Origin of the sequence: Mucilaginibacter lacusdianchii (genome assembly GCF_009770985.1) — a bacterium.
GTDB classification, from domain to species: Bacteria; Bacteroidota; Bacteroidia; order Sphingobacteriales; family Sphingobacteriaceae; genus Mucilaginibacter; species Mucilaginibacter lacusdianchii.
The window spans coordinates 112,093-133,925 of record NZ_WSRW01000004.1; the positions used below are offsets into that span (position 1 = coordinate 112,093).

General features: G+C 41.8%; 20 protein-coding genes. 13 read left to right on the forward strand and 7 right to left on the reverse strand.

The window, feature by feature from the left end; translation table 11 throughout:
• Positions 1 to 24: 24 nt before the first annotated feature.
• From recG to GPM24_RS19110, 4 genes are all read right to left on the reverse strand, one after another.
• Positions 25 to 2,133 carry an ATP-dependent DNA helicase RecG gene (recG, locus tag GPM24_RS19100; RefSeq protein ID WP_158828756.1) on the reverse strand — a complete coding sequence of 703 codons (2,109 nt, stop codon included), beginning with the start codon at positions 2,131 to 2,133 and terminating at the stop codon, positions 25 to 27.
• Positions 2,134 to 2,152: 19 nt separating this feature from the next.
• On the reverse strand, positions 2,153 to 2,533 hold the full coding sequence (locus tag GPM24_RS19105; protein WP_158828758.1) for a RidA family protein: 381 nt from the start codon (positions 2,531 to 2,533) through the stop codon (positions 2,153 to 2,155).
• Positions 2,533 to 2,676, reverse strand: coding sequence for a DUF6728 family protein (locus GPM24_RS22155; RefSeq protein WP_199269806.1), 144 nt, complete (start codon positions 2,674 to 2,676; stop codon positions 2,533 to 2,535). The genes GPM24_RS19105 and GPM24_RS22155 overlap by 1 nt, the downstream gene beginning before the upstream one ends.
• Before the next feature lie 75 nt (positions 2,677 to 2,751).
• Positions 2,752 to 4,113, reverse strand: a complete 1,362-nt coding sequence (locus GPM24_RS19110) for an OmpA family protein (RefSeq protein WP_158828760.1) — start codon at positions 4,111 to 4,113, stop codon at positions 2,752 to 2,754.
• Positions 4,114 to 4,264: 151 nt separating this feature from the next.
• On the opposite strand from GPM24_RS19110, the gene GPM24_RS19115 reads away from it, so the two are divergent.
• The 3 genes from GPM24_RS19115 to GPM24_RS19125 all read left to right on the forward strand — a co-directional run bounded on the left by GPM24_RS19115 (position 4,265) and on the right by GPM24_RS19125 (position 7,766).
• On the forward strand, positions 4,265 to 5,554 hold the full coding sequence (locus GPM24_RS19115; RefSeq protein WP_158828762.1) for an aminopeptidase P N-terminal domain-containing protein: 1,290 nt from the start codon (positions 4,265 to 4,267) through the stop codon (positions 5,552 to 5,554).
• Positions 5,555 to 5,919: 365 nt separating this feature from the next.
• Entirely contained in the window at positions 5,920 to 6,819 is a 900-nt protein-coding gene (locus GPM24_RS19120) for a glycosyltransferase family 2 protein (RefSeq protein WP_158828764.1), read from the forward strand.
• 65 nt (positions 6,820 to 6,884) lie between these two features.
• Positions 6,885 to 7,766: a glycosyltransferase family protein gene (locus GPM24_RS19125; protein WP_158828766.1), complete on the forward strand. Its 882-nt coding sequence runs from the start codon at positions 6,885 to 6,887 to the stop codon at positions 7,764 to 7,766.
• A gap of 26 nt (positions 7,767 to 7,792) precedes the next feature.
• Here GPM24_RS19125 and GPM24_RS19130 read toward each other — a convergent pair whose 3' ends face one another.
• Positions 7,793 to 8,674, reverse strand: a complete 882-nt coding sequence (locus GPM24_RS19130) for a glycosyltransferase (protein WP_158828768.1) — start codon at positions 8,672 to 8,674, stop codon at positions 7,793 to 7,795.
• A gap of 92 nt (positions 8,675 to 8,766) precedes the next feature.
• On the opposite strand from GPM24_RS19130, the gene GPM24_RS19135 reads away from it, so the two are divergent.
• Positions 8,767 to 10,602: an ABC transporter ATP-binding protein gene (locus GPM24_RS19135; protein ID WP_158828770.1), complete on the forward strand. Its 1,836-nt coding sequence runs from the start codon at positions 8,767 to 8,769 to the stop codon at positions 10,600 to 10,602.
• An 83-nt stretch (positions 10,603 to 10,685) separates the two neighbouring features.
• Here the strand turns inward: GPM24_RS19135 and GPM24_RS19140 are convergent, their stop codons facing one another.
• Positions 10,686 to 11,324 carry a porin family protein gene (locus tag GPM24_RS19140; protein ID WP_158828771.1) on the reverse strand — a complete coding sequence of 213 codons (639 nt, stop codon included), beginning with the start codon at positions 11,322 to 11,324 and terminating at the stop codon, positions 10,686 to 10,688.
• Positions 11,325 to 11,468: 144 nt separating this feature from the next.
• Here GPM24_RS19140 and GPM24_RS19145 point away from each other — a divergent pair, with 144 nt between their 5' ends.
• The 9 genes from GPM24_RS19145 to GPM24_RS19180 all read left to right on the forward strand — a co-directional run bounded on the left by GPM24_RS19145 (position 11,469) and on the right by GPM24_RS19180 (position 21,429).
• A complete protein-coding gene (locus GPM24_RS19145; protein ID WP_158828773.1) occupies positions 11,469 to 13,190 on the forward strand; it encodes a glycoside hydrolase family 3 protein in 1,722 nt (573 codons plus the stop codon).
• 50 nt (positions 13,191 to 13,240) lie between these two features.
• Positions 13,241 to 13,432, forward strand: a complete 192-nt coding sequence (locus GPM24_RS19150) for a hypothetical protein (protein ID WP_158828775.1) — start codon at positions 13,241 to 13,243, stop codon at positions 13,430 to 13,432.
• Positions 13,429 to 13,563, forward strand: coding sequence for a hypothetical protein (locus GPM24_RS22325; RefSeq protein WP_255459135.1), 135 nt, complete (start codon positions 13,429 to 13,431; stop codon positions 13,561 to 13,563). Before GPM24_RS19150 ends, GPM24_RS22325 begins: the two co-directional genes overlap by 4 nt.
• 26 nt (positions 13,564 to 13,589) lie before the next feature.
• Positions 13,590 to 13,880 carry a hypothetical protein gene (locus GPM24_RS19155; RefSeq protein ID WP_233268907.1) on the forward strand — a complete coding sequence of 97 codons (291 nt, stop codon included), beginning with the start codon at positions 13,590 to 13,592 and terminating at the stop codon, positions 13,878 to 13,880.
• Positions 13,881 to 14,041: 161 nt separating this feature from the next.
• Entirely contained in the window at positions 14,042 to 17,206 is a 3,165-nt protein-coding gene (locus GPM24_RS19160) for an ATP-dependent helicase (RefSeq protein WP_233268908.1), read from the forward strand.
• Positions 17,207 to 17,241: 35 nt separating this feature from the next.
• Entirely contained in the window at positions 17,242 to 18,042 is an 801-nt protein-coding gene (locus tag GPM24_RS19165; RefSeq protein WP_158828777.1) for a hypothetical protein, read from the forward strand.
• Between the two features lie 158 nt (positions 18,043 to 18,200).
• Positions 18,201 to 18,743, forward strand: coding sequence for a hypothetical protein (locus tag GPM24_RS19170; protein ID WP_158828779.1), 543 nt, complete (start codon positions 18,201 to 18,203; stop codon positions 18,741 to 18,743).
• Positions 18,744 to 18,908: 165 nt separating this feature from the next.
• Complete coding sequence (locus tag GPM24_RS19175; RefSeq protein WP_233268909.1) at positions 18,909 to 20,732, forward strand: sensor histidine kinase; 1,824 nt, start codon at positions 18,909 to 18,911, stop codon at positions 20,730 to 20,732.
• A gap of 4 nt (positions 20,733 to 20,736) precedes the next feature.
• Positions 20,737 to 21,429, forward strand: coding sequence for a response regulator transcription factor (locus tag GPM24_RS19180; protein WP_158828781.1), 693 nt, complete (start codon positions 20,737 to 20,739; stop codon positions 21,427 to 21,429).
• Positions 21,430 to 21,434: 5 nt separating this feature from the next.
• Here GPM24_RS19180 and GPM24_RS19185 read toward each other — a convergent pair whose 3' ends face one another.
• The gene (locus GPM24_RS19185) at positions 21,435 to 21,779 is read right to left on the reverse strand and encodes a bleomycin resistance protein (RefSeq protein ID WP_158828783.1); all 345 of its coding nucleotides are present in this window, start codon (positions 21,777 to 21,779) and stop codon (positions 21,435 to 21,437) included.
• Positions 21,780 to 21,833: the final 54 nt, after the last annotated feature.

A 21,833-nucleotide genomic window follows, 5' to 3' on the forward strand; every position in this document is an offset into this window, starting at 1 on the left:
TAAATACCGGTCTGAATATACAGATTACGAGATTTTATCCCAACTTAAACCTGCATTTTTTACTTGTTGGGCTTGGTGCAATACTTGATGCTCGGGCAAAACCAACTGCGGGTCGCGGGTAAAAACATCTTCCACTACTTTTCGGGCTTGTAGCAGCAGCTCCTGATCGGTAGCCAGGTTGGCCAGTTTTAAATCGAGGACGCCGCTTTGCTGGGTGCCTTCAATGTTGCCCGGGCCGCGTAATTGTAAGTCGATTTCAGAAATTTCAAAACCGTTGTTGGTTTTTACCATGGTATCAAGGCGTATACGGCCTTCACGGCTGAGCTTTTGGCTGCTCATCAGCAAACAGTACGATTGCTCGGCCCCACGCCCCACACGGCCGCGCAGCTGGTGTAGCTGAGACAGGCCAAAACGTTCTGCATTCTCAATAATCATCACCGAAGCATTGGGTACGTTTACGCCTACTTCAATTACGGTAGTGGCTACCATAATTTGTGTTTCGCCTTTTACAAAGCGCTGCATTTCAAAATCCTTATCAGCAGCTGACAGTTTGCCATGTACAATACTAATGCGGTACTGAGGTAGCGGGAACTCGTGCGATAAAGTATTTACGCCGTCTTCCAGGTTTTTCAAATCCAGTTTCTCACTTTCCTGTATCAATGGATAAACCACATACACCTGCCGGCCCAATGCAATTTGTTGCCGCATAAAGCCAAATACCACCAACCGCTGGCTCTCGTAAAAATGTTTGGTTTCGATAGGTTTACGGCCGGCTGGTAACTCGTCAATTACAGATACATCCAAATCGCCGTATAAGGTCATAGCCAGCGTACGTGGGATAGGGGTAGCAGTCATCACCAGTACATGCGGCGGCACGGTAGCTTTACGCCATAGCTTGGCCCGCTGTTCTACACCAAAACGGTGTTGTTCATCAATCACCACAAATCCCAGGTTTTGAAACTGTACGGCATCCTCAATTAGTGCATGTGTACCAATCAAAATTTTTAGTTTGCCGTTTTCTAAACCTTCATGGATAACCTTTCGTGCTTTTTTAGGCGTAGAACCGGTGAGCAGTTCAATCTCTACAAAATCATCACCCACCAAACTTTTTAATGAAATGTAATGCTGGTTGGCCAGAATCTCGGTAGGGGCCATCATACAGGCCTGAAAGCCGTTATCAATAGCCAGCAGCATACTCATCAAGGCTACTACCGTTTTGCCACTACCTACATCACCTTGCAGCAGGCGGTTCATTTGTACGCCGCGTTGGGTGTCTATCCGTATTTCTTTAATTACCCGCTTTTGCGCGTTGGTAAGCGGGAAAGGTATTTTGTGCTGATAGAAGGTGTTAAAGTAATCGCCAACTTTATCAAAAATATTGCCTCTAAACTTCTGCGTGCGTAAAAGTTTGTTTTTGAGTAGCTTTAGCTGGATCAGAAACAACTCCTCAAATTTAAGGCGATGTTCAGCTTCATAAAGCTGAGTTGCGTTTTCGGGAAAATGAATGTTGCGATATGCCTCGGCCCGGCTCATCAGCTTAAACTGTTGAGTAATGTAGGCAGGCAGGTTTTCGTGAATATCCTTACTATGCTGCTCAAGCAATTGGGCGGTAAGCTTTTGAATTCCCTTGCTATCCAGCGAGAATTGCTTAAGTTTTTCAGTAGAATTATAAACCGGCTGCAAGGTAAGGTTACCCTTTTTCTTCAGAGCTTCGGGCGAATATTGTTCCAGCTCGGGGTGTGACATTTGCGGCTTGCTGTTAAACATGCCCGGCTTGCCAAAAATAATATAGGCTTTACCTACAATCAGGTATTTTTCAACCCACTTGATACCTTGAAACCATACCAGTTCCATTACGCCGGTATCGTCCTGTACATGGGCCACCAGGCGTTTGGTTCGTTTTTCGCCAACCAGTTCTTTGTGCGTTAGGCGGGCAATTACCTGTACATGGGGCAACTCGGCATTGATATCGCGTATTTTATAGTACTTGGTACGATCAATATACTTGAACGGGAAATGACGGAGCAAATCCTCAAAAGTAAAAATGCCGAGGTCTTTCTTCAAAACTTCGGCCCGGCTAGTGCCTGTACCTTTCAGGTAATCAATGGGTGTTTGAAATACTTGCGCGTTCAAATCCGTTTTTAAAAACTAATTAACCCTTGTAGGCAATAACAGAAATTTCTACGTCTACATTTTTAGGCAATGCGGCTACCTGTACCGTTTCGCGTGCCGGGAAATTGCCGGTAAAATAGGAGCCGTACACTTCGTTCACCTGTGTAAAAGTACCCATATCTTTTAAAAAGATGCTGGTTTTTACCACCGCGCTAAAATCTAATCCGGCTGCTGTTAAAATAGCTTTCAAATTTTCCATCACCTGGGTGGTTTGTGCTTCAATGGTGTCCATCACCAGTTCGCCGGTTGCAGGGTTAGCTGGTATTTGGCCAGATACAAAAACCATGTTGCCGGCTGCTACAGCCTGGCTGTACGGCCCGATAGGAGCAGGCGCATTTTGTGTATTAATAATATTGCTCATTATTTTCTTAAGATAAACCAATCAATTAGCTTCCAGATGATGCCCAGCAAAAACATAATAATGGCGGTTGCATTAATGATGTGCATCACCTTTAAGTTAAAGTTTTGAGGCCGGTTCGGATCCTTTTTACGGAAGAAATACATACTGCAAAGATAACAAAAAAGGGCTCCGGTTATCCGGAGCCCTTTTATTTCAAATACTAATTTGTGAGTTTGAAATTATTTTTGTTGAAATTCAACACGACGGTTTTGTACGCGTCCTTCTTCAGTTGAATTGTCAGCAATTGGGTTAGTTTCGCCTAAACCTTTTACTTTAACACGACGAGCTTCAACACCTGAGTTAACTAAGTAAGTTTTTACTGAGTTAGCGCGGTCTTTTGATAAGCGCATGTTGTGAGCAGCAGTACCTTCAGATGAAGCATAACCGTTCAAAGTAACAGTTTTGCTAGTGTTAGAACGCATATCAGCAGATACTGCGTCTAATACACTGTAAGATGAAGTACGTAATACTGAGCTATCGAAGTCAAACTGGATGTTTGAGTAAGCAGCAGCACCACCAGTAGTAGCAACAGTGTCAGGGAATTTGATTGGGCAACCAGCACCGTCAACCACTGTACCAGCAGGAGTGTTAGGGCATTTGTCGAATTGATCAGATACACCGTCACCGTCAGAATCTTTTTTCAAGTCGTTAACTGCGTTTTCAACGTTAGTAACACGGCCTTTCAAAGCTTCAACTTCTTGACGTAAAGCTGCATCATACAGTTCGTCATACATCATTGCAACTGGGTTTACCCAATCCAGGTTCGGTTTGCCAGCGCCACCTAAAGTGAACTCTAAACCACCGTAACCGTAAGAGTATTTGTCACGTGATGGATAACCTCTTTTTAATGCATCTAAGTTATCGTCATCAGTGAAGTTCATGGTGTAACCTAAGTTCAAGGCAACTGCATCAGATAATCTGAATTTAACACCTGCACCAACTGGGATTACTAAGCTTTTTACATAATGTTTGTCGCCATCAGCGTTCAGGTATTCACCAAAAGCACCGTTAGCTGTGTGGTAAGTTGGGTGATACCAAACCATACCCGCACCACCTGTAACGAAGAAGTTAACAGAGTTTTTACGACGAATGAAGTCGATAGTAGCAACGTTAACAACACCGCTTAAAGTAGCAGACCAGATACGGGTATCATAATCTTGCATACCATCACGGTAACGGTTAGTAGCGCTAAAGTTATCGCCAGATACGCTACCACCATGTCCGTCTAATTGTAAGCCGAATGAGTGAGCCAGCTGCCATCTTGCAGACACGCCATAACCTAATTCAATGTTTTGGTCAGTATAATCATGTACTCCGCCGATAGCAACTACTGGTGATAATACACCTGCGTTGATACCTAAGCTAAAGGTTTTGTACTGGCCTCTGCCACCGAATACTTTTGCAGTACCGATAGATCTGCTCGCTGTTGAGTCTGTAGTTGAAGTGGTAGTAGTGGTTGAAGTTTGAGCTTTTGCCGCACCAACTGCCATTAAAGACGCAAACGAAAGAGCGACTGTTTTCTTTAATGTAGAATAGTTCATAGTTTTAAGATTAAACAATTTTAATTGTGATTTTACTTTTAAAAATTAGTACTTATGTTTGATGCACTACCAAACATTGTTCCAATTCATCTGATATTGGAGACAAATAAATGGAAAATATTGTTTTATAAAAATTAAAATCAACATAACCATGAAATATCTGCCTATAAGCGAAAACTTATTTATATATAATAGAAAAAATTTCGTTTCAGGTATAAAAGCCAATTCTGTAGCTTTATTCTATGCCAGTGACGAATTTCCGCGCAGCGGCGATCAAACCTTTTTATTCAAGCAAAATGCCGACTTCTTTTATTTAACAGGCATCGATCAGGAGCAAAGTATTTTGTTGCTGTACCCGGATTGTCCTAATCCACTGTACAGAGAAGTACTCTTTTTAAGACAAACGAGTGAACACATTGCCATCTGGGAGGGACACAAGTATACCAAAGAGGAGGCACGCAAGGCATCGGGAATACAAAATGTTTATTGGCTGCAAGACTTTGATGCCATTTTGCAAAGTATAATATATTATGCTGACAATATATATATCAATACTAATGAAAATGACCGCTACGCGCATACCGTGCCTTACCGCGATTTGCGTATGCTTCAAGAATTGCGCGCTAAGTTTCCATTGCACAACTATGAGCGCTCGGCGCCTTTACTGCGCAACTTACGCGTAATAAAATCGGATGTCGAAATTGAATTGACGCAAAAGGCCTGCAACATTACCCGTGATGCCTTTGTACGTGTGCTGAAGTTTGTAAAGCCCGGTATAGCCGAATATGAAATTGAGGCCGAAATTATTCACGAGTTCACTCGTCAGCGGGCAACCGGCCATGCTTATAACCCCATCATAGCGTCGGGCCGTAATGCTATAGTACTACATTATAATGATAATAACCAGATTTGTCAGGATGGCGATGTCATTCTGTTTGATTTTGGTGCCGAGTATGCCAATTACAACGCCGACCTTAGCCGGTCTATCCCGGTAAATGGCCGGTTTACGCCGCGCCAGCGTCAGGTATATGATGCAGTATTGCGGGTGATGAAAGAAGCTACCCAGATGATTGTAGCCGGTGCTGTCTGGAATGAATACCATGAAGAGGTAGGTAAAGTAATGACCAGTGAATTGATTGGCTTAGGCTTGCTGGACAGGCATGATGTGGAAAAACAGGATCCTAAAATGCCATTATATAAAAAGTACTTTATGCACGGCACCTCGCACCATTTGGGATTGGATGTGCACGACTATGCCAGTCGTTACAAGCCATTTGAAGTGGGTAACATCCTTACCTGTGAGCCTGGCATTTATATAGCCGAAGAAAATCTGGGCATCCGTTTAGAAAATGATATACTGATTACCCATGATGGTAACATTGATTTAATGGCCGATATACCATTAGAGGCCGAGCATATTGAGGGAATCATGAACGGATAACCTTTGCAGTTAGGCTAACTACCTTTTGCACTTATATATAACTAAAGGAAGTTGAAACATGTGGTGCCCATATATTTGATAATGTATGGGCACCACATGTTTTAAACTGTTTGTGTGCCTCAGTCAAAAAGCGCTTCATCTATTATTCTTAATTATAGAGGCAAACATTCAATAAAAACCTATATGTTATTTATACTTAAGTGAGTATAACTTATGAGTTTATTGTTGAGATTGCTTTTTCGAAGATGAGTCATTCAGGCAAATGGACTACTGATGCGGTTAAAAGAGGTCAAGCAATTAATTAAGTACAAAATTGTAAGTAAATTTGACACCTGAATACAATTTTTCAGTGCGTTAATTAAGAAATGACCGATACTCCATTAGTTTCTATTGCTTTATGTACCTACAATGGTGCTAAATATTTGAAGCAGCAAATAGATACCTTATTAAATCAAACCTATACAAATATCGAGATTGTGATCACCGACGATCAGTCGTCTGATGATACATTATCTATACTTGAGCAATATGCAGCAGCAGATAGTAGGATCATTATACACAAAAACGAAAAAAACCTGGGCTATGCAAAAAACTTTGAAAAGGCCATACACCTTTGCAAAGGAAAATATATCGCATTATCCGATCAGGATGATATCTGGGCGTTAAATAAGATAGAACTGTTGGTAAATGCCATTGGTAATGCTTTGCTTATTTACCACGATTCGGAATTTGTAGATAATGAGGAACAAAGTTTAGGTAAAATGTCTGATGTGCTTAACATGTATTCAGGCAATGATCCGCTGGCTTTGGTGTTTGATAATTGTGTTTCTGGGCATAGCTGTATGTTTAAGGCCGAATTATTGCCACAATTAGGGCCGTTCAATCCCAAATTATTTCATGATTGGTGGATAGCCTTTGTGGCAGCCAATAAGGGCAGCATCGTTTATTTAAATGAAGTGCTGGTAAAATACCGGAGGCATCATGAGGCTATAACCACTATATTAACGGCCAACATGAAGGTGGCAAAGGTAAAGCAGAAGTTTCCGGAATTAAATATACCTTGGATAGAGCATTGCAGTACCTTTAAAGGAAAACGACAGGTTGTTATTAAGCAGGTGTTGGATAATTATGATAAAAAAGGATTGAAAAGTAATTTAAAGTTTTTCTTCTTTTTGGTTAGATATCTGAAGCCATTGTTTTTTACAAAGAAGAAAAGTGATGGAAGCAAGTTTAATTATGCTCGCAAAATGGCCTTTCGAAAATAATAAGGAAGAATTTGTTATAAAAGTTTAAGAGCTGTTTTATTTAATTATTACATTAAAATATAAGCGTGAAAGTTGCCGGGTTCACTTTTATTCGAAATGCTATCAGTAATGATTACCCTATTGTGGAAGCTATTACATCTATCTTACCTGTTTGCGACGAATTTGTTATAGCGCTGGGTAACAGTGATGATGATACTACCAAGTTGATTGAAAGCATTGGTTCTCCTAAAATTCGGGTAATTCATACCTTTTGGAATGAAAGCCTACGTGAAGGTGGGTCGGTATTTGCTGCCGAAACAGATAAGGCTTTTGCAGCTATATCCCCTGATGCCGACTGGGCGTTTTACATTCAGGGAGATGAATGCATACACGAAAAGTATCTGCCTGTAATAATGCAGGCTATGGAGCAAAATTTAAACGACCAAAGGGTAGAAGGGTTACTGTTTAAATATCTGCACTTTTATGGCTCGTACGATTATTATGCACAGTCGCGCCGTTGGTACCGCCGCGAGATACGTATTTTACGCAACAATAAACATATTCATTCCTACCGGGATGCGCAAGGCTTTAGATGGGATAACCGCAAAATACAGGTAAAGCTTATTGACGCATACATTTACCATTATGGTTGGGTAAAGCCGCCTGCCGGTTTAAAAAATAAGGTGCGCAATTTTAACCAGTTTTACCATGATGACGCCTGGCTGGCTGAAAATATGCCTGCCGAAACTTTTAAATTTGACTTTGGCAACGCCGACCGTTTACTGCCGTTTGAGGGCACGCACCCGGCTGTAATGCAAAGACGGATTAACGCCCAAAACTGGAAGTTGGAGGTGGATGCTAAAGAGCTGGAAAGGAAAATGTCGTTGCGCAGGCGCATACTGCAAAAGATTGAAGATATAACCGGCTGGCGTATAAGTGAGTATCGTAACTACAAAATTATAAAATAATTAAGCCGGCCAATTAAGGTATGCTATCAGTTAGCTTTTAAATATTGCTTAAAGACGTAGTGGTGTAACTTAAAAAATAAAGCAGGCCATTTGTATAGATAGATATAATTACGCCACAATTCAGCATAGGCAATTTTAGCAGGCAGCTTAAGCGATATCAACGTATTTATAAAGTCTTTAAAAGTTTCTTTTTCTATTTTATATTGTTGTTTGCTGCTTAAGGTAACGGTGGCAGCAGGCAAGTACTTTTTCCACTTTTTATGAAATTTTAGGTTTTCCAGAAGCCATGTTTTATCGCAGCTCCCTTCAGACAAATGAAGCAGCAGCACATCAAACGTAATGGCCACTTTATAATGTTGCAAAACAGCTAAGCAAAAGTCCAAATCATAAGCATGGAAGTTACGAAAAGTATGATCATCAAATTGAGCCTTTAGCATTACCGATTTGGTGGTGCAAAGCCACACGCCATCCAATGTTACGGCTTCTACCAGGCTTTCGCCTTCAGGGTTTCTTAAATAGGGTGATGGCGGTAAACTACTGCGTTTATGCCCCTGTATTATATTAACATAGTCAAAGCGCATACCTGAACCATGCCAGCCCGATGGTGCCATGGCTTTGTATTTACTGCCCGCCACACCAAGCAGCCCAATGTCCGGGCGGCTCTGAAAAATACCTGTAACTACCTGCCCCCAGTTAGGTGTTTGGAATAATACATCCTCATGCACAAAGCATAAAATCTCGTATCGTGCCTGCCGTGCACCTAAATTATAAACTTCACATATCCCTCTGGATATATTGCTATTATCAATGCCTATAATTTCGAACGGAACGCCTATTGTATTGGCAATGTTAAGGCTAACGTTGTTCAATAAACATTTGTCAACAGAGCAAATAATTACAGAGATCATTAAAAAAGGCGTTAAAGCATGCCAAAGCTATATAATTTCAAAAGAAGGCTGTTCGTTAAATTTTAATTAATTTTGCCGAATTTAATTTTCGAATGAAAACGTATTTCCGGTTACTCTCCTTTGCCAAACCCATTGAAAAGTTTGCTATACCATATATCATCTGTACTATTTTTTCAGTCATTTTCAGTACACTGAATTTGGCCTTACTGGCGCCTTTGCTGCAAACGCTGTTTCATGAAAGTAGTAGCAAGGGCCAAGTGGTTAAGCATTTTACAGAAAGGCCATCTATACTGCACCTAAGCGACTTTTTTACTTATCATGTTGATATAATTATAAAACAGTACGGCGAATTTGGTGCATTGCAGTTTGTATGTGGGGTTATTGTTGTATCAGTAGTACTTAGCAATGTGTTCCGTTATTTTTCGCAACGCATTATGGAAAACCTGCGGGCACATACTCTGCTAAACCTGCGCAAGGCCGTATTCAGTAATGTGATGAATTTGCACATGGGATACTTTAGCAACGAGCGTAAAGGTAACATCATCTCTAAAGTTTCGTCGGATGTTCAGATAGTGCAGTTTACCGTTACCGGAACCTTGCAGGTAGTATTTAAAGAGCCGCTACAATTGATCGCTTTTCTGGTAATGCTTTTTTTACTTTCTGTAAAACTTACTTTATTTTCATTGCTGGTTATACCTATTTCAGGCTTTGCTATTTCGCGTATTGTTAAAAGGCTTAAACAACAGGCAGTGTTGGCTCAGCAAGTATATGGTAACATGATCGGATATCTTGATGAAGCTTTGTCGGGCATTAAGGTTATTAAGGCCTTCAATGCGGTTGATTATACCAAAGAGAAGTTTCAAAACGAGAACGAACATTATACAGCGTTGGTTAAGGCTATGGCCCGTCGTCAGCAAATGGCTTCACCGGTATCCGAAGCGTTGGGGGTAAGTATGGTAGCCGGTATTGTGTTGTACGGCGGTTATTTGGTACTTAATCATACATCACCGTTAGGTGCAGCTGCATTCATCAGTTACATTGCTCTTTTTTCGCAGCTGATGCGGCCGGTTAAAGCCATATCCGACTCATTTACATCTATACATAACGGTATTGCTGCAGGTGAGCGGGTGCTGGAACTAATTGACGAGAAGCCACAAATTGTTGATGCGCCGGATGCTGTTGTTCTTAATGATTTCACCGATAGTATTCAGTTCAACAATGTTTCTTTTGCCTATGGTGAAAAGCCGGTATTAAACCATGTCAATCTGCATATTCCGGCAGGTAAAACGGTGGCATTGGTAGGCCCATCGGGTGGGGGAAAATCTACTCTGATGGATTTGATACCCAGATTTATTGAACCTAAGGAAGGCGAAATATTAGTAGACGGGCATAATATTAATCAGGTAACAATGCACTCGCTTCGTAATTTAATGGGGGTTGTTAACCAGGAGTCTGTTTTGTTTAATGATACCATTTATAATAACATTGCCTTTGGTAAGCCCAATACTACGCCTCAAGAAGTGGAAGCTGCCGCCCGCATTGCCAATGCGCATAATTTTATAGAAGCTACCGAATTGGGATACCAAACTAATGTAGGCGACCGTGGTACTAAACTGTCGGGTGGACAAAAGCAGCGCATCAGCATTGCCAGGGCTGTGTTGAACAACCCGCCCATTATGTTACTGGATGAGGCAACCTCAGCATTAGATACCGAATCAGAAAAATTGGTGCAGGAAGCGTTAAACAACCTGATGAAAGACAGAACCTCACTTATTATTGCTCACCGTTTAAGTACTATTCAAAGTGCAGACCTGATTGTGGTGCTTGAAAACGGCAGCATTGTAGAACAAGGTACGCATGCAGAATTGTTGCAGAACAACGGCTTGTATCGTAAGCTGATTGATATGCAAACTTTTCAGACAGAGTAAATTGGTATTGAACATACTTTCAAATAAAAATTAAAGCCCCCGGTAATTTTACCGGGGGCTTTTTAGTAAACTAAATAACAAGCTTAGAATTTAAAGCCTAAGCCAATTTGCCAAACCTGGTTACGGTAATCGGGCACGCCACCTGATCCATCAGGATTGTTTTCATGCAGGTCGATAGCATAACGGCCACGTAATTCTACATTTCTGTTCAAATCAATACCCACACCTACTACACCGGTTACAAAGTTTTTGTCGCCATTGTATTTGTACTTTTCTTCGTAAATTGTTTCAAAACCATCGTAATAAGTATTACGGGTTGAGGTTAAAAACGAAAACTGCGGACCAGCTAAAATGTTAAAACCTGGTGTTACCTTCAATTTTAGCAGCAGGGGCACATCAATAAAGTTGGCGCGTTGTGCAAATTCACCATCAAGGGTAGTAGCACGGTATCCTTTTTGTGAGTATAAAGCCTCTGCATCAATTGACAGCGGGTAGGCGATAGGAATGTCAACAAAAATACCACCGACAAAACCGGCTTTAGTGCGGGTGCTAAAATCAGAGTTGTGTGAACTTATGGTGTTGGCAATATTTACGCCACCAGTTAAACCTACTCTAACATTATTAAAATCATCCGACCGTTGTTGCGGACGATACCAACGGCGTTGTGCATTGGCAGCCACTGCTGTGGTTAACACTATGGCTAAAAGGAATAATTTTTTCATAATCTTGTTATGTTTTTAGTGTATCTGAATGCAGATTAGATGATAACTTTGGCCCTTGGTTTATTCGGCATTAAAAAAAATAAACAAATACTTAAAAATTGCTTTATCCATCTGGTAATAAAACTATTTAGAAGCTTTTTATATATGAAACTGTTCTATACCGCTACCTTGTTTATCCTGCTCAATGTATGTGCTTTTAACCAGGTATCGGCGCAATCCGCATCGTACATCCAATCATTGCAGGCACAAAACCATTGGGTCGATTCGGTATTTAACACCTTAAATATGCGCTGTAAAATAGCGCAGTTGTTTTTTATCCGGGCGCACACCAACCGTGGTCAGGCGTATGCCGATTCAGTAGCGCAGGTGATTAAAAAACAGCAACCCGGTGGGCTGGTATTTTTTCAAGGTGGCCCGGTAAGGCAAGTTAATTTAAGTAACCAATATCAAAAGTTGGCCAAAATTCCGTTACTGATTGCCATGGATGGCGAGTGGGGCTTGGGCATGCGGTTAGATTCCACCATATCTTACCCATACCAAATGGCTTTGGGGGCGGTACAGGATAATACCCTACTTAACCAAATGGGACAGCAGGTAGCCTATGATTTTAAACGCATAGGCATGCACCTCAACTTTGCCCCGGTAATGGATATCAACAACAATCCGGACAACCCGGTGATTAACTACCGCTCTTTTGGCGATAACAAATACAACGTGGCCCAAAAAGCGATTGCTTATATGCAGGGCATGCAGCAGGGCGGCTTGCTAACCACAGCCAAGCACTTTCCGGGCCATGGCGATACCAACGTAGATTCGCATATGGATCTGCCGCTGCTTAACTTCACTCGTCAGCGGCTGGATACTTTGGAAGAATATCCTTTTAAGGAAGCCATTGCGGCTGGTATCAGCGGTATTATGGTAGCACACATGAGCATTCCGGTACTAGACAATACGCAACATTTGCCTTCAACTTTATCCCGTCCAATTATTACTAATTTATTAAAAGACGAACTGGGGTTTAAAGGACTAGTCGTATCTGATGCGATGGAGATGAAAGGGGTAGTTAAATACTTTCCTGGAGGTGAAGCTGATGTAAAAGCCTTTATTGCCGGTAACGATATTTTGGAGCTGTCGGAAAATTCGGCTCGCGCCATCAAAAAAATTAAACAGGCCATTCACAGTGGACAGGTAACCGAACAGGAACTTGATGCCAAGGTAAAAAAAGTATTGGCTGCTAAATACTGGGCAGGTTTAAATCAGTATCAGCCTAGTAATCCAATAGGTACCGTAGCTGATTTAAATCGGCAACAAGCAAAGGCGTTGGTACAGCAATTGAGCAACGCTGCTGTAACCTTGTTACAAGGTGATAGTGTAATACAGCAATTAGATTTTGGCCAAAACACCGCTTTGGTGAGTATTGGCACCGAAGGCCCCAGCGTTTATCAGTACGAGCTAGGCAAAGTATTTACCAATGCCCGTATGTTTAATGTGGGTAAAAGCGCTTCCGCTGCCGAAATCAGCCAATTGCTGGCCATGTTGCATGGCTACCCCCAAATTGTTATTGGCATACATGATAGCCGCCTGCGCCCGGCCAGCAAGCTCGATTTTTCGGCCAGTGTAAAACAATTAATTGCGCAACTAGCAGGTAATAAGGGCAGCGTGATAAGTGTGTTTGCCAACCCCTATACACTGGCTAACTTACCCGGTATTGAAAAAGCAGGCGCCATACTGGAATGTTACCAGAAAGACGAAAGCATGCAGCGTGCTGCCGTAAAAGTTCTTACCCGTCAGTTAATACCGCAAGGTAAACTGCCAGTAAGGATAAATGCTTTTTGGGCAAATGGCACAGGTTTGGTGTTGCCGTAAGCCTAATTTATATAAAATAAGAATAGACTTATTTGTATATTTAAATACTTATGAAGATTGTTCCAATTGTAAGAAAAGCTAAATTGAAGGATTTAGACCAGGAGATGGAAGATATTCAATATTGGCTATCCCGGCCGCCTTATGAACGTATGGCAGCTGTAACCCGGCTAATTGCCATGCACTTACAACCGGGGCAGCGGATGGATAAAATGTTTGTAACTCGACGCAAGCTGCACTCATGAATTTGGAACAGGATTTTATAGACTTTGTAGAAATGTTAAACAAGCACAACGTTGAGTACATGATTGTAGGCGGCTATGCACTAGCATTTCATGGAAAGCCAAGGCATACCGGCGACCTTGATATTGGATAAACTTATCTAACACAAATGCCGAGCGTATGTGCGCAGTAATTGCCGACTTTGGCATGTCATCTTTAGGGATGACTAAAGATGATTTTTTAGAAAAGGGTATCATAACGCAAATTGGTTATCCTCCTTTACGTATAGATATCCTTAACGAAATAGACGGAGTATCTTTTAAAGAAGCTTATGTAAACAAAGAGGTAATTGACATTGATGGGTTGTTGATTAACTATATTGGGCTGGATGATTTGATCAAAAACAAAACTGCCAGTGGCCGTCATCAGGACATCAGTGATATCAATGCATTAAGAAAGCTCAAAGGATAGGGTGAATATATAAAATAGATTTACGTTAAGATCAACCAGAAGTTGTAAGAGTAACCATTTTGCTAGAGCCAAGCGGTTGTAAATGATGATCAGAGAACTTTACTAAAAATATACGCAATCAGCCTAAACTTCATCCATCAACCTGTATCTTTACACTTGTAATGATGCAGTCCTCTTCCGAAAAATATAACCAGAAATTTGAGCAGATAATAAGCCAGTTAAACAACGAGCAATTGGCGGCCGTGAACAGATTAGACGGTCCGGTGCTGGTGGTGGCCGGTCCGGGTACGGGCAAAACCCAGATACTGGCCGCCCGCATTGGTAAAATATTACTGGAAACCGATGCACAGCCTAATGAAATTTTGTGTTTAACCTACACAGATGCCGGTGCAGTGGCTATGCGCAAACGGTTGTTTGAATTTATTGGTCCGGATGCTTACCGCATCAATATTTATACCTTCCACGCTTTTTGTAATGATATTATTCAGGAAAACTTAGAATACTTTGGTAAGCTGAGCCTGGAACCGTTGTCAGACCTGGAATCGGCTATGCTGTTTCGGGAACTGGTAGATGGATTCGGTAAAGATCATTTGCTCAAACGGTTCACGGGCGATATCTATTACGATGTACCCCGGCTAAAAAGCCTATTCAGCACCATGAAGCGCGAGAACTGGGAAATGGAAATGATTGAAAAAGCCGTAGCTGAGTATATTGACGATCTGCCCAATCGCGAAGAGTTTATCTACAAGCGCCCCAACGCTGCAAAAGGTATTCAAAAAGGCGACGTTAAGCAGAAAGAAATAGACGCTGCTAAAGACGTAATGGAAAAGCTGCTGTGTGCCTGCCGCGAGTTTCATAACTATGAAGCCAAAATGACAGAGCGCAGCCGGTACGATTATGATGACATGATTATCTGGGTACTGCGTGCCTTTCGCGAAGATGAAAACATACTTCGCCGTTATCAGGAACGGCATCAATATATTCTGGTAGACGAGTTTCAGGATACCAGTGGTTCGCAGAATGAATTGTTAAAGTTTTTGCTGTGTTACTGGCAGGAACCAAATGTGTTTGTGGTAGGCGATGATGACCAATCTATCTTCCGTTTTCAGGGCGCCAACATGAAAAACATCCTGGATTTTGCAGGTGATTATGTGAATACGCTATATACCGTAGTCTTAAAAAATAACTACCGTTCTAACCAAGCCATTCTGGACATATCCAAGGCGCTGATTAACAATAACCGTGAGCGATTGACCAGTCAGCTTAACTTGGATAAAAACTTGAGTTCATCACATCCGCGGTTCGATGTCACCATTGTAGAGCCGGAGATAAATGAATATGCCAATCCAGACCAAGAACTGGTGCATGTGGCCAGCCAGATCGAAAAGCTGATAGCCAAAGGTACCGAACCATCAGAAATAGCTGTCATCTACCGAAACCACAATCAGGTAGAAGAACTGATACATTACCTCGACGCACAAAAAATAGCCGTTAATACCAAACGTAAAATAGATATCCTGGCGCTGCCTTTTGGCGAAAAGATTATCAACATACTGCGCTACCTGGCTATGGAACTCGATTCGCCTTTTAGTGGTGATGAACTGCTGTTCGAGATTATGCACTATGATTTTTTTGATATTCCGCCTATCGAAATAGCCAAAGTGAGCATAGCAGTATCCAAAGCCAATTACAGCATGGGGGTAGATGAACCCAAAACGTCCATCCGCCGCCATGTAAGCGAAATGATACCCACGCGGCAACCCAGTTTGTTTGAAGAGCCTCAGGATGCAGCCATGCGCCAGTTGGTTACGGATATAAACTTTTTGCTTAAAGCTGCGGTAAGCCTTAGTTTGCAACAGCTGTTTCAGCAAGTAATTACCTGTTTGGGCATACTGCGCTACGTGATGCAGCAGCCGGATAAGGGCTGGCACATGGAGGTGCTAACTACCATTTTTAACTTTGTGCGCGATGAAGCCCGCAAAAGTCCGGAAGGTAAGCTAAAAGACATCATCAACACCATTGAGCTGATGAAGAAAAACAACATCCGGCTGGAACTGAACCGGATGATTGGCACCGAGAATGGAATTAATTTCCTTACCGCTCATGGTTCTAAAGGGTTAGAATATGAGCATGTATTTTTGATAGGCTGCACCAAAAAAATATGGGATACCAAGGGCCGCAACATGGGCTTCAGCTTCCCGGATACTTTGATGCAGTCATCTGCCGATGACACTGCACAGCAGGAAGAATCTCGCCGGTTATTTTACGTAGCCCTTACCCGTGCCAAGCAGTGTTTGGTCGTATCTTATGCCTCACATGATCGTAATGGCAAAGACCAGGAAGCCTCACAGTTTTTGGGTGAGATACTGGCCGAAACGCATTTGCAGGTAAAGCACCCGCAGGTAAATGAAGATGCGATGATGAACTACCTGGCTACCCAGTTTAATGAAGCGGATAAGCCGGTGGTGGAGCTGTTAGATAAAAACTACATCGGCCAGTTGCTGCAAAGCTATGTGCTGTCGGTAACGCACTTAAATAGCTATCTGGACTGCCCGCTTAAGTTTTATTTCCAGAACCTGATACGGGTGCCGGCGGGTAAAAGTCCGGCAATGGCCTTTGGATCGGCGGTGCACCACGCATTGTACCGGGCTTTTGATAAGATGGGAAAGAACGACAATCAGTTCCCGTCGGCAGAAGATTTCATCAAGGAATTTCGTTGGTTTATGATGCGTAACCGTGATGCTTTTACCAGTGACGAGTTCCGCTTACGGATGGATTACGGCGATAAGATATTGCCTGCTTTTTACCAGCAGAACGTAAACCAGTGGAATAAGATTGTACGGGTGGAACATCCTATCCGCAACCTTACCATCAACGGCATACCCGTAAAAGGGCATTTGGATAAAATTGAGTTTAACGGTAATCAGGTTACCATTGTAGATTATAAAACCGGCAAGCTTAAATACGCCAAAGAAAAGCTGCTGCGCCCTACCAGCAACCAACCCAATGGTGGGGACTACTGGCGACAAGCTGTATTCTACAAAATGCTGATTGATAATGACCGCAGCAAAAGCTGGGAAGCTACCAGTGTGGTATTTGATTTTATTGAACCTGTAAATGAGGGCGAGTACCACAAAGAGAAAATTGTAGTAATGCCCGAAGATGTAGAAACCGTAACCCGTCAGCTTACCGATACTTACCAAAAAATAATGAACCATGAATTTGCCACCGGCTGTGGCAAAAAGGATTGCGACTGGTGCCACTTTGTGCGTAGCAACTTTAAACAGCCCGGCAAAATTATGGAACTAAACGAAGGCGCAGAATAAAAAAGACGCAGTCGCATTTAAGAAATTAGCTATTGATGAAAAGCAAAGTACTGTCAATCCTATATATTTTTCTGATAAGTGGCGCCCTGCTGTCTTGTAAATCCAGAGCACATGACGTTTGGGCAGAAGGATGGGAAAGTTATCCGATACCTGAAACCAGAGATGAAGTTGCGGAATATGCTGCCTCAAATAAAGCTTTACAAGTGTATTTAAAGCATGACAGCGTTTTAGTTAGAGCTCAGCCCAAGGTCAACAAACAACCGTTGCCTTTTGAAATCAATATAGCTAATAACGATGATGCCTGGCAATTTGGCGGTGACCGTGCGGTTACTGCCGTAAACAATGGTTATCTGGTAGGCTTCAACAGAGGCGAATGGGGCGGCCATTTATACTGGTTTTCAAAAGATGGCAAACAGCATTACAAAATATCTGACCATCAAGTGGTGCAGTTTATACAAAATGGCGGCAACCTATACGCCATTGAAGGTCTGGTACATGGCGGGTCTTCTGAGGGGAGTATGATTATCATCAATCAAGAAAAAGATAAGTGGAGGGCCCAAACGTTTGTCAAGCTGCCTTATGCCCCAGTTGCTGCAGCTGTAAATCGTCATCAAAACTTTATTATCGCAACCTCAAGTAGTTTAGTTCAGGTAAACCAGCAAGCCAAGGTGCGTACTTTGGCTGTCAACAGATTGCTCCGTTATATGCCGCCGGCAAATTCTTTGGTTATAAAAGGGGATGAGGTTTATGTGGGTATGGTTAAAGGTGTTTTTAGATATGATTTGCAAGCGGGTAAGCAGGAATGGTTAATGAATGATGGGTTGCAGTTGAATTAAGAAGGTAATCAATACTAAAGCTGATAAAACCAAAAGCTAATAATTAGGAGTAACTATAAATTATTAAAAGCAAGCGGGTACCTTTAATAAGGTGTTTATAAAGAATTTATATTAAACGTTAGTTTTACTTAATGATTCAGAAAGGCAAGTGTATCATCTTGAAAAGCTTAAATAATCTTTTTTATCACATTATAAAGTGTTGGCTATTATGCACTGTTAATATCATTGCAGTTATTACGTTATGTTGTGTTTCATTGAGGGGATACAGTCAAGTTACAGTGCCATATATCAAGTTCGAACATATTGGCACGGAAGAGAAGCCAATATGGCCTTTAATCATATCCACAAAAAAGGTAGAGATACCTTTAAGCTACTCTGAAGTAGAAATGCTGAAGCAAATGGGTAAAAAAGTAATTAAAGATGAAGACAAAGCGCTTTTCCAAAAAAACATAATAACTAATCAAATTTCATATCAACTTTTTAAGGATTATATATTTAAACACATTGGTTTCTTTACTAAGAAACAACCTGTTAATTTAGAATATGCAACTTTTAAAGTAAGTGTTGAACAGCGTGTTTTTTATTTGAATAGCGTAAACTCATGGCAATTTTTTGCTCAAGCTATTCATTATCTACAAAAATTAAAGTCAGATAAGCATCTGATAAATGGTTTGAATAATACCTTACATGTTACTAATTAACATCCATTAAATCATCAATCTTTTTATGTTCCTTAAACTTTAAGGATTATAATGGCAAAAAGCCAATGTGTTATCAATCAATACATTGCAATAGGTGTTCAATAAATGTTAAAATTTGTTAAACAGCCTCTCAACAGGCCGGTTTTCGAGTATTTTTGTTGAAACATGAAAAAAAGAAGTATTGGTTTTATTATTGGCTTGATGGGATTTGCACTGTTGGGTGTGGTGGCCATGCAATACTTTTTTTTGCGTCAGTCGTACCAACTGCAATCCAAACTGTTTGACCGCGATGTGCGCGAAGCACTAAATACCGTAGTAGCCAAAGTGGCCCGGCATGATGCCAACCGCTTTTTTATTCATAAAGCCACCGGGGTTAGCGATAAGGGCAGGGTAGGATATATTAAAATTGTTAGTCAAAAAATCAACACCGCCCAAAATCTGGCGGCTCGTTTGCAGGCCGATAGTGCCCGCAACCGTCAGCGGCACGATAAACGAATCGCCCATCTGCGTGACAGTTTAAAGAAGCTGATCCGCCACCAGCAGGAAGACGATGAACTATATGGTCTTAATGTACAATGGCAAATTGAAGAATTTACCGATGAATTTGGTAACGTGCACCAGCGGCCTTTGCCGCCTAAAATTACGACATCGCGCCTTACCACAAAACCTATAAATCCTGCCAAACTGCACAAATACGATACTTTGTATTACAAGTACGTTGACCCGGTAATGGGGCAGCAAATTGTAACTCATCTGCGAATCAATCCGATTTGGCAGCGCGAGCATGATCGTCGTGAACGTGAGCACCAGTTGAGACAAATTCGCAAAATGCTGGCAGACGATTCTATTTCCAGCTTAAAATCGGCCAATGTAACGATAATGCAAAATTTAGCCGATGAGTACAAGCGCGCCAATAAATCGCTTAAAGACCGGGTGGATGCGATGTGGATTGATTCATTGCTGCGTTTTGAACTGGCCAACAAAGGCATCGATTTGCCTTTTAGCTATGAAGTGGCTACCGCCAGCAAAGATTCATTGATATTTTCCAAAGCGTTGGATGTGAGTGGTGCAAGACCGGTGTTTAGTGCAGCCAACGCATCTGATACTTACCAAACCCCGATTTTTGCCCAAGAAGTGGTGAATGATCCGGGAAACCTAAAGTTATATTTTCCGGAGAAGAACGCCCACATTCTTAAAACCATGACTTATACCATGGCTACCAGCGGTGGCTTGCTGCTGGTACTGGTATTGTGCTTTGGTTATACTTTATTTTCCATCCTGAGGCAGAAAAAAATATCGGAGATGAAAACAGATTTCATCAACAACATGACTCACGAGTTTAAAACGCCGGTATCAACCATCATGATTGCTGCCGAAGCCTTGCGGGACGAGGATATTATTGCTGATAAAAACAGGGTGTCACGACTGGCCAATATCATTTTTGAAGAGAACGAACGTTTGGGCAGTCACATTGAACGGGTACTGAACATTGCCCGCATTGAGAAAAACGATTTTAAACTGGATAACAAACCGGTTGAGGTAAACGAATTGATTACTGACGTGCTGGATAGTATGGCCCTGAAACTGCAGAAGTATGACGCCCAGGTAGATTTACACCTGGAGGCCGACCATTCGGTAATTGAGGCCGACGAACTGCATTTTTCGAACGTATTGTATAACTTGATTGATAACGCCATTAAATACAGCCGCGAGGCACCGCAGTTAACCATTACTACGCTCAACAAAAATGATGAGTTGGTAATACGCGTGGCCGACAAAGGCATTGGCATGAGTCGTGATCAGCAAGCTAAAATATTTGAGCAGTTTTACCGCGTACCTACTGGCAACCTGCACGATGTAAAAGGCTTTGGCCTGGGCCTTAGCTATGTTAATACCATTGTGAAGAAACTCAACGGTATGATCAGCGTAAAATCCGAAAAAGACAAAGGGTCAGAATTTGAATTGAAATTTGGCCTTTTGGCAACCTAACCACATGAAGAAAATATTATTGGCAGAAGATGATCCGAACCTGGGCGCCCTGTTGCAAGACTACCTGCAGCTAAAAGGTAAGTTTGATGTAGTACTTTGTAAAGACGGCGACGAAGGTTTACGCGAGTTTACCAAAGATAACTTTGACTTGCTGATACTAGATGTAATGATGCCTAAAAAGGATGGATTTACTTTAGGCAAAGAAATTCGTAAAATAAACCAGCAGGTGCCCATCATCTTTGCCACCGCCAAAGGTATGATAGAGGATAAAACCCAAGCCTTTAATTTAGGTGGCGATGATTACATTACCAAACCTTTTCGCATCGAAGAGTTATTATTACGCATCAATGCCCTGCTTAAACGTGCCGGAAGCAGTGCTGAAAAAGAAACTGAGAAACCTACCCAGTTTGATATCGGCAAATATCACTTCGATTTTACCCAGCAGGTAATTACCCACGAGGGTGCACAGCAAAAGTTATCCACTAAAGAAGCTGCCCTGCTGCGCCTGTTGTGCCTGCACAAAAATGAAGTCCTCACCCGCGAAGAAGCTTTGCTGAACATCTGGAATGATGACAACTACTTTAATGGCCGCAGCATGGATGTATTTTTGAGCAAAATACGCAAGTATTTGAAAGATGATCCCAGCGTAGAAATCATTAATGTACACGGCAGGGGCTATAAGCTGCTGGTCAACTAAGCTTTCTACAGGGCTTGCCCAAAGTGAATGATATTGCCATTGTTATCCAGTACGCTGAATTGCCGTCTGCCCCAGGGTTTGTCTTCTAACTTTGCGTTAGGATGTACAATACCTAGCGGTTCGTACTCAGCATATAAATTCTCAATATCATTTACATTGATGTAACAGCCAGTGCTCTGTGCAATGTAAACGTCATTGCAGGGCCATAAGTGTAGGTAAATATCGTCCCTACTCAATATCAGGTAGCCGGTCCAGTTAGCTTGAAGGGTAAATTTTAGTTTTTCGGTATAAAAAGTAATGGATTCTGCTTCATTTAGCGAAGCTAGTATAGGAATAGCTGTTTGTAGCATGGGTTATGCGGTTGTTTGCAATTAATTAGTTACAAACTTATCATTTCTACTTGC

Excerpts from the sequence above, each read along its gene's own strand:
- GPM24_RS19105 (WP_158828758.1), bottom strand. The coding sequence starts at position 2,533 with ATGAGCAATATTATTAATACACAAAATGCGCCTGCTCCTATCGGGCCG.
- GPM24_RS22155 (WP_199269806.1), bottom strand. The coding sequence starts at position 2,676 with ATGTATTTCTTCCGTAAAAAGGATCCGAACCGGCCTCAAAACTTTAAC.
- GPM24_RS19110 (WP_158828760.1), bottom strand. The coding sequence starts at position 4,113 with ATGAACTATTCTACATTAAAGAAAACAGTCGCTCTTTCGTTTGCGTCT.
- GPM24_RS19115 (WP_158828762.1), top strand. The coding sequence starts at position 4,265 with ATGAAATATCTGCCTATAAGCGAAAACTTATTTATATATAATAGAAAA.
- GPM24_RS19120 (WP_158828764.1), top strand. The coding sequence starts at position 5,920 with ATGACCGATACTCCATTAGTTTCTATTGCTTTATGTACCTACAATGGT.
- GPM24_RS19130 (WP_158828768.1), bottom strand. The coding sequence starts at position 8,674 with ATGATCTCTGTAATTATTTGCTCTGTTGACAAATGTTTATTGAACAAC.
- GPM24_RS19135 (WP_158828770.1), top strand. The coding sequence starts at position 8,767 with ATGAAAACGTATTTCCGGTTACTCTCCTTTGCCAAACCCATTGAAAAG.
- GPM24_RS19140 (WP_158828771.1), bottom strand. The coding sequence starts at position 11,324 with ATGAAAAAATTATTCCTTTTAGCCATAGTGTTAACCACAGCAGTGGCT.
- GPM24_RS19145 (WP_158828773.1), top strand. The coding sequence starts at position 11,469 with ATGAAACTGTTCTATACCGCTACCTTGTTTATCCTGCTCAATGTATGT.
- GPM24_RS19150 (WP_158828775.1), top strand. The coding sequence starts at position 13,241 with ATGAAGATTGTTCCAATTGTAAGAAAAGCTAAATTGAAGGATTTAGAC.
- GPM24_RS22325 (WP_255459135.1), top strand. The coding sequence starts at position 13,429 with ATGAATTTGGAACAGGATTTTATAGACTTTGTAGAAATGTTAAACAAG.
- GPM24_RS19155 (WP_233268907.1), top strand. The coding sequence starts at position 13,590 with ATGTGCGCAGTAATTGCCGACTTTGGCATGTCATCTTTAGGGATGACT.
- GPM24_RS19160 (WP_233268908.1), top strand. The coding sequence starts at position 14,042 with ATGATGCAGTCCTCTTCCGAAAAATATAACCAGAAATTTGAGCAGATA.
- GPM24_RS19165 (WP_158828777.1), top strand. The coding sequence starts at position 17,242 with ATGAAAAGCAAAGTACTGTCAATCCTATATATTTTTCTGATAAGTGGC.
- GPM24_RS19175 (WP_233268909.1), top strand. The coding sequence starts at position 18,909 with ATGAAAAAAAGAAGTATTGGTTTTATTATTGGCTTGATGGGATTTGCA.
- GPM24_RS19180 (WP_158828781.1), top strand. The coding sequence starts at position 20,737 with ATGAAGAAAATATTATTGGCAGAAGATGATCCGAACCTGGGCGCCCTG.
- GPM24_RS19185 (WP_158828783.1), bottom strand. The coding sequence starts at position 21,779 with ATGCTACAAACAGCTATTCCTATACTAGCTTCGCTAAATGAAGCAGAA.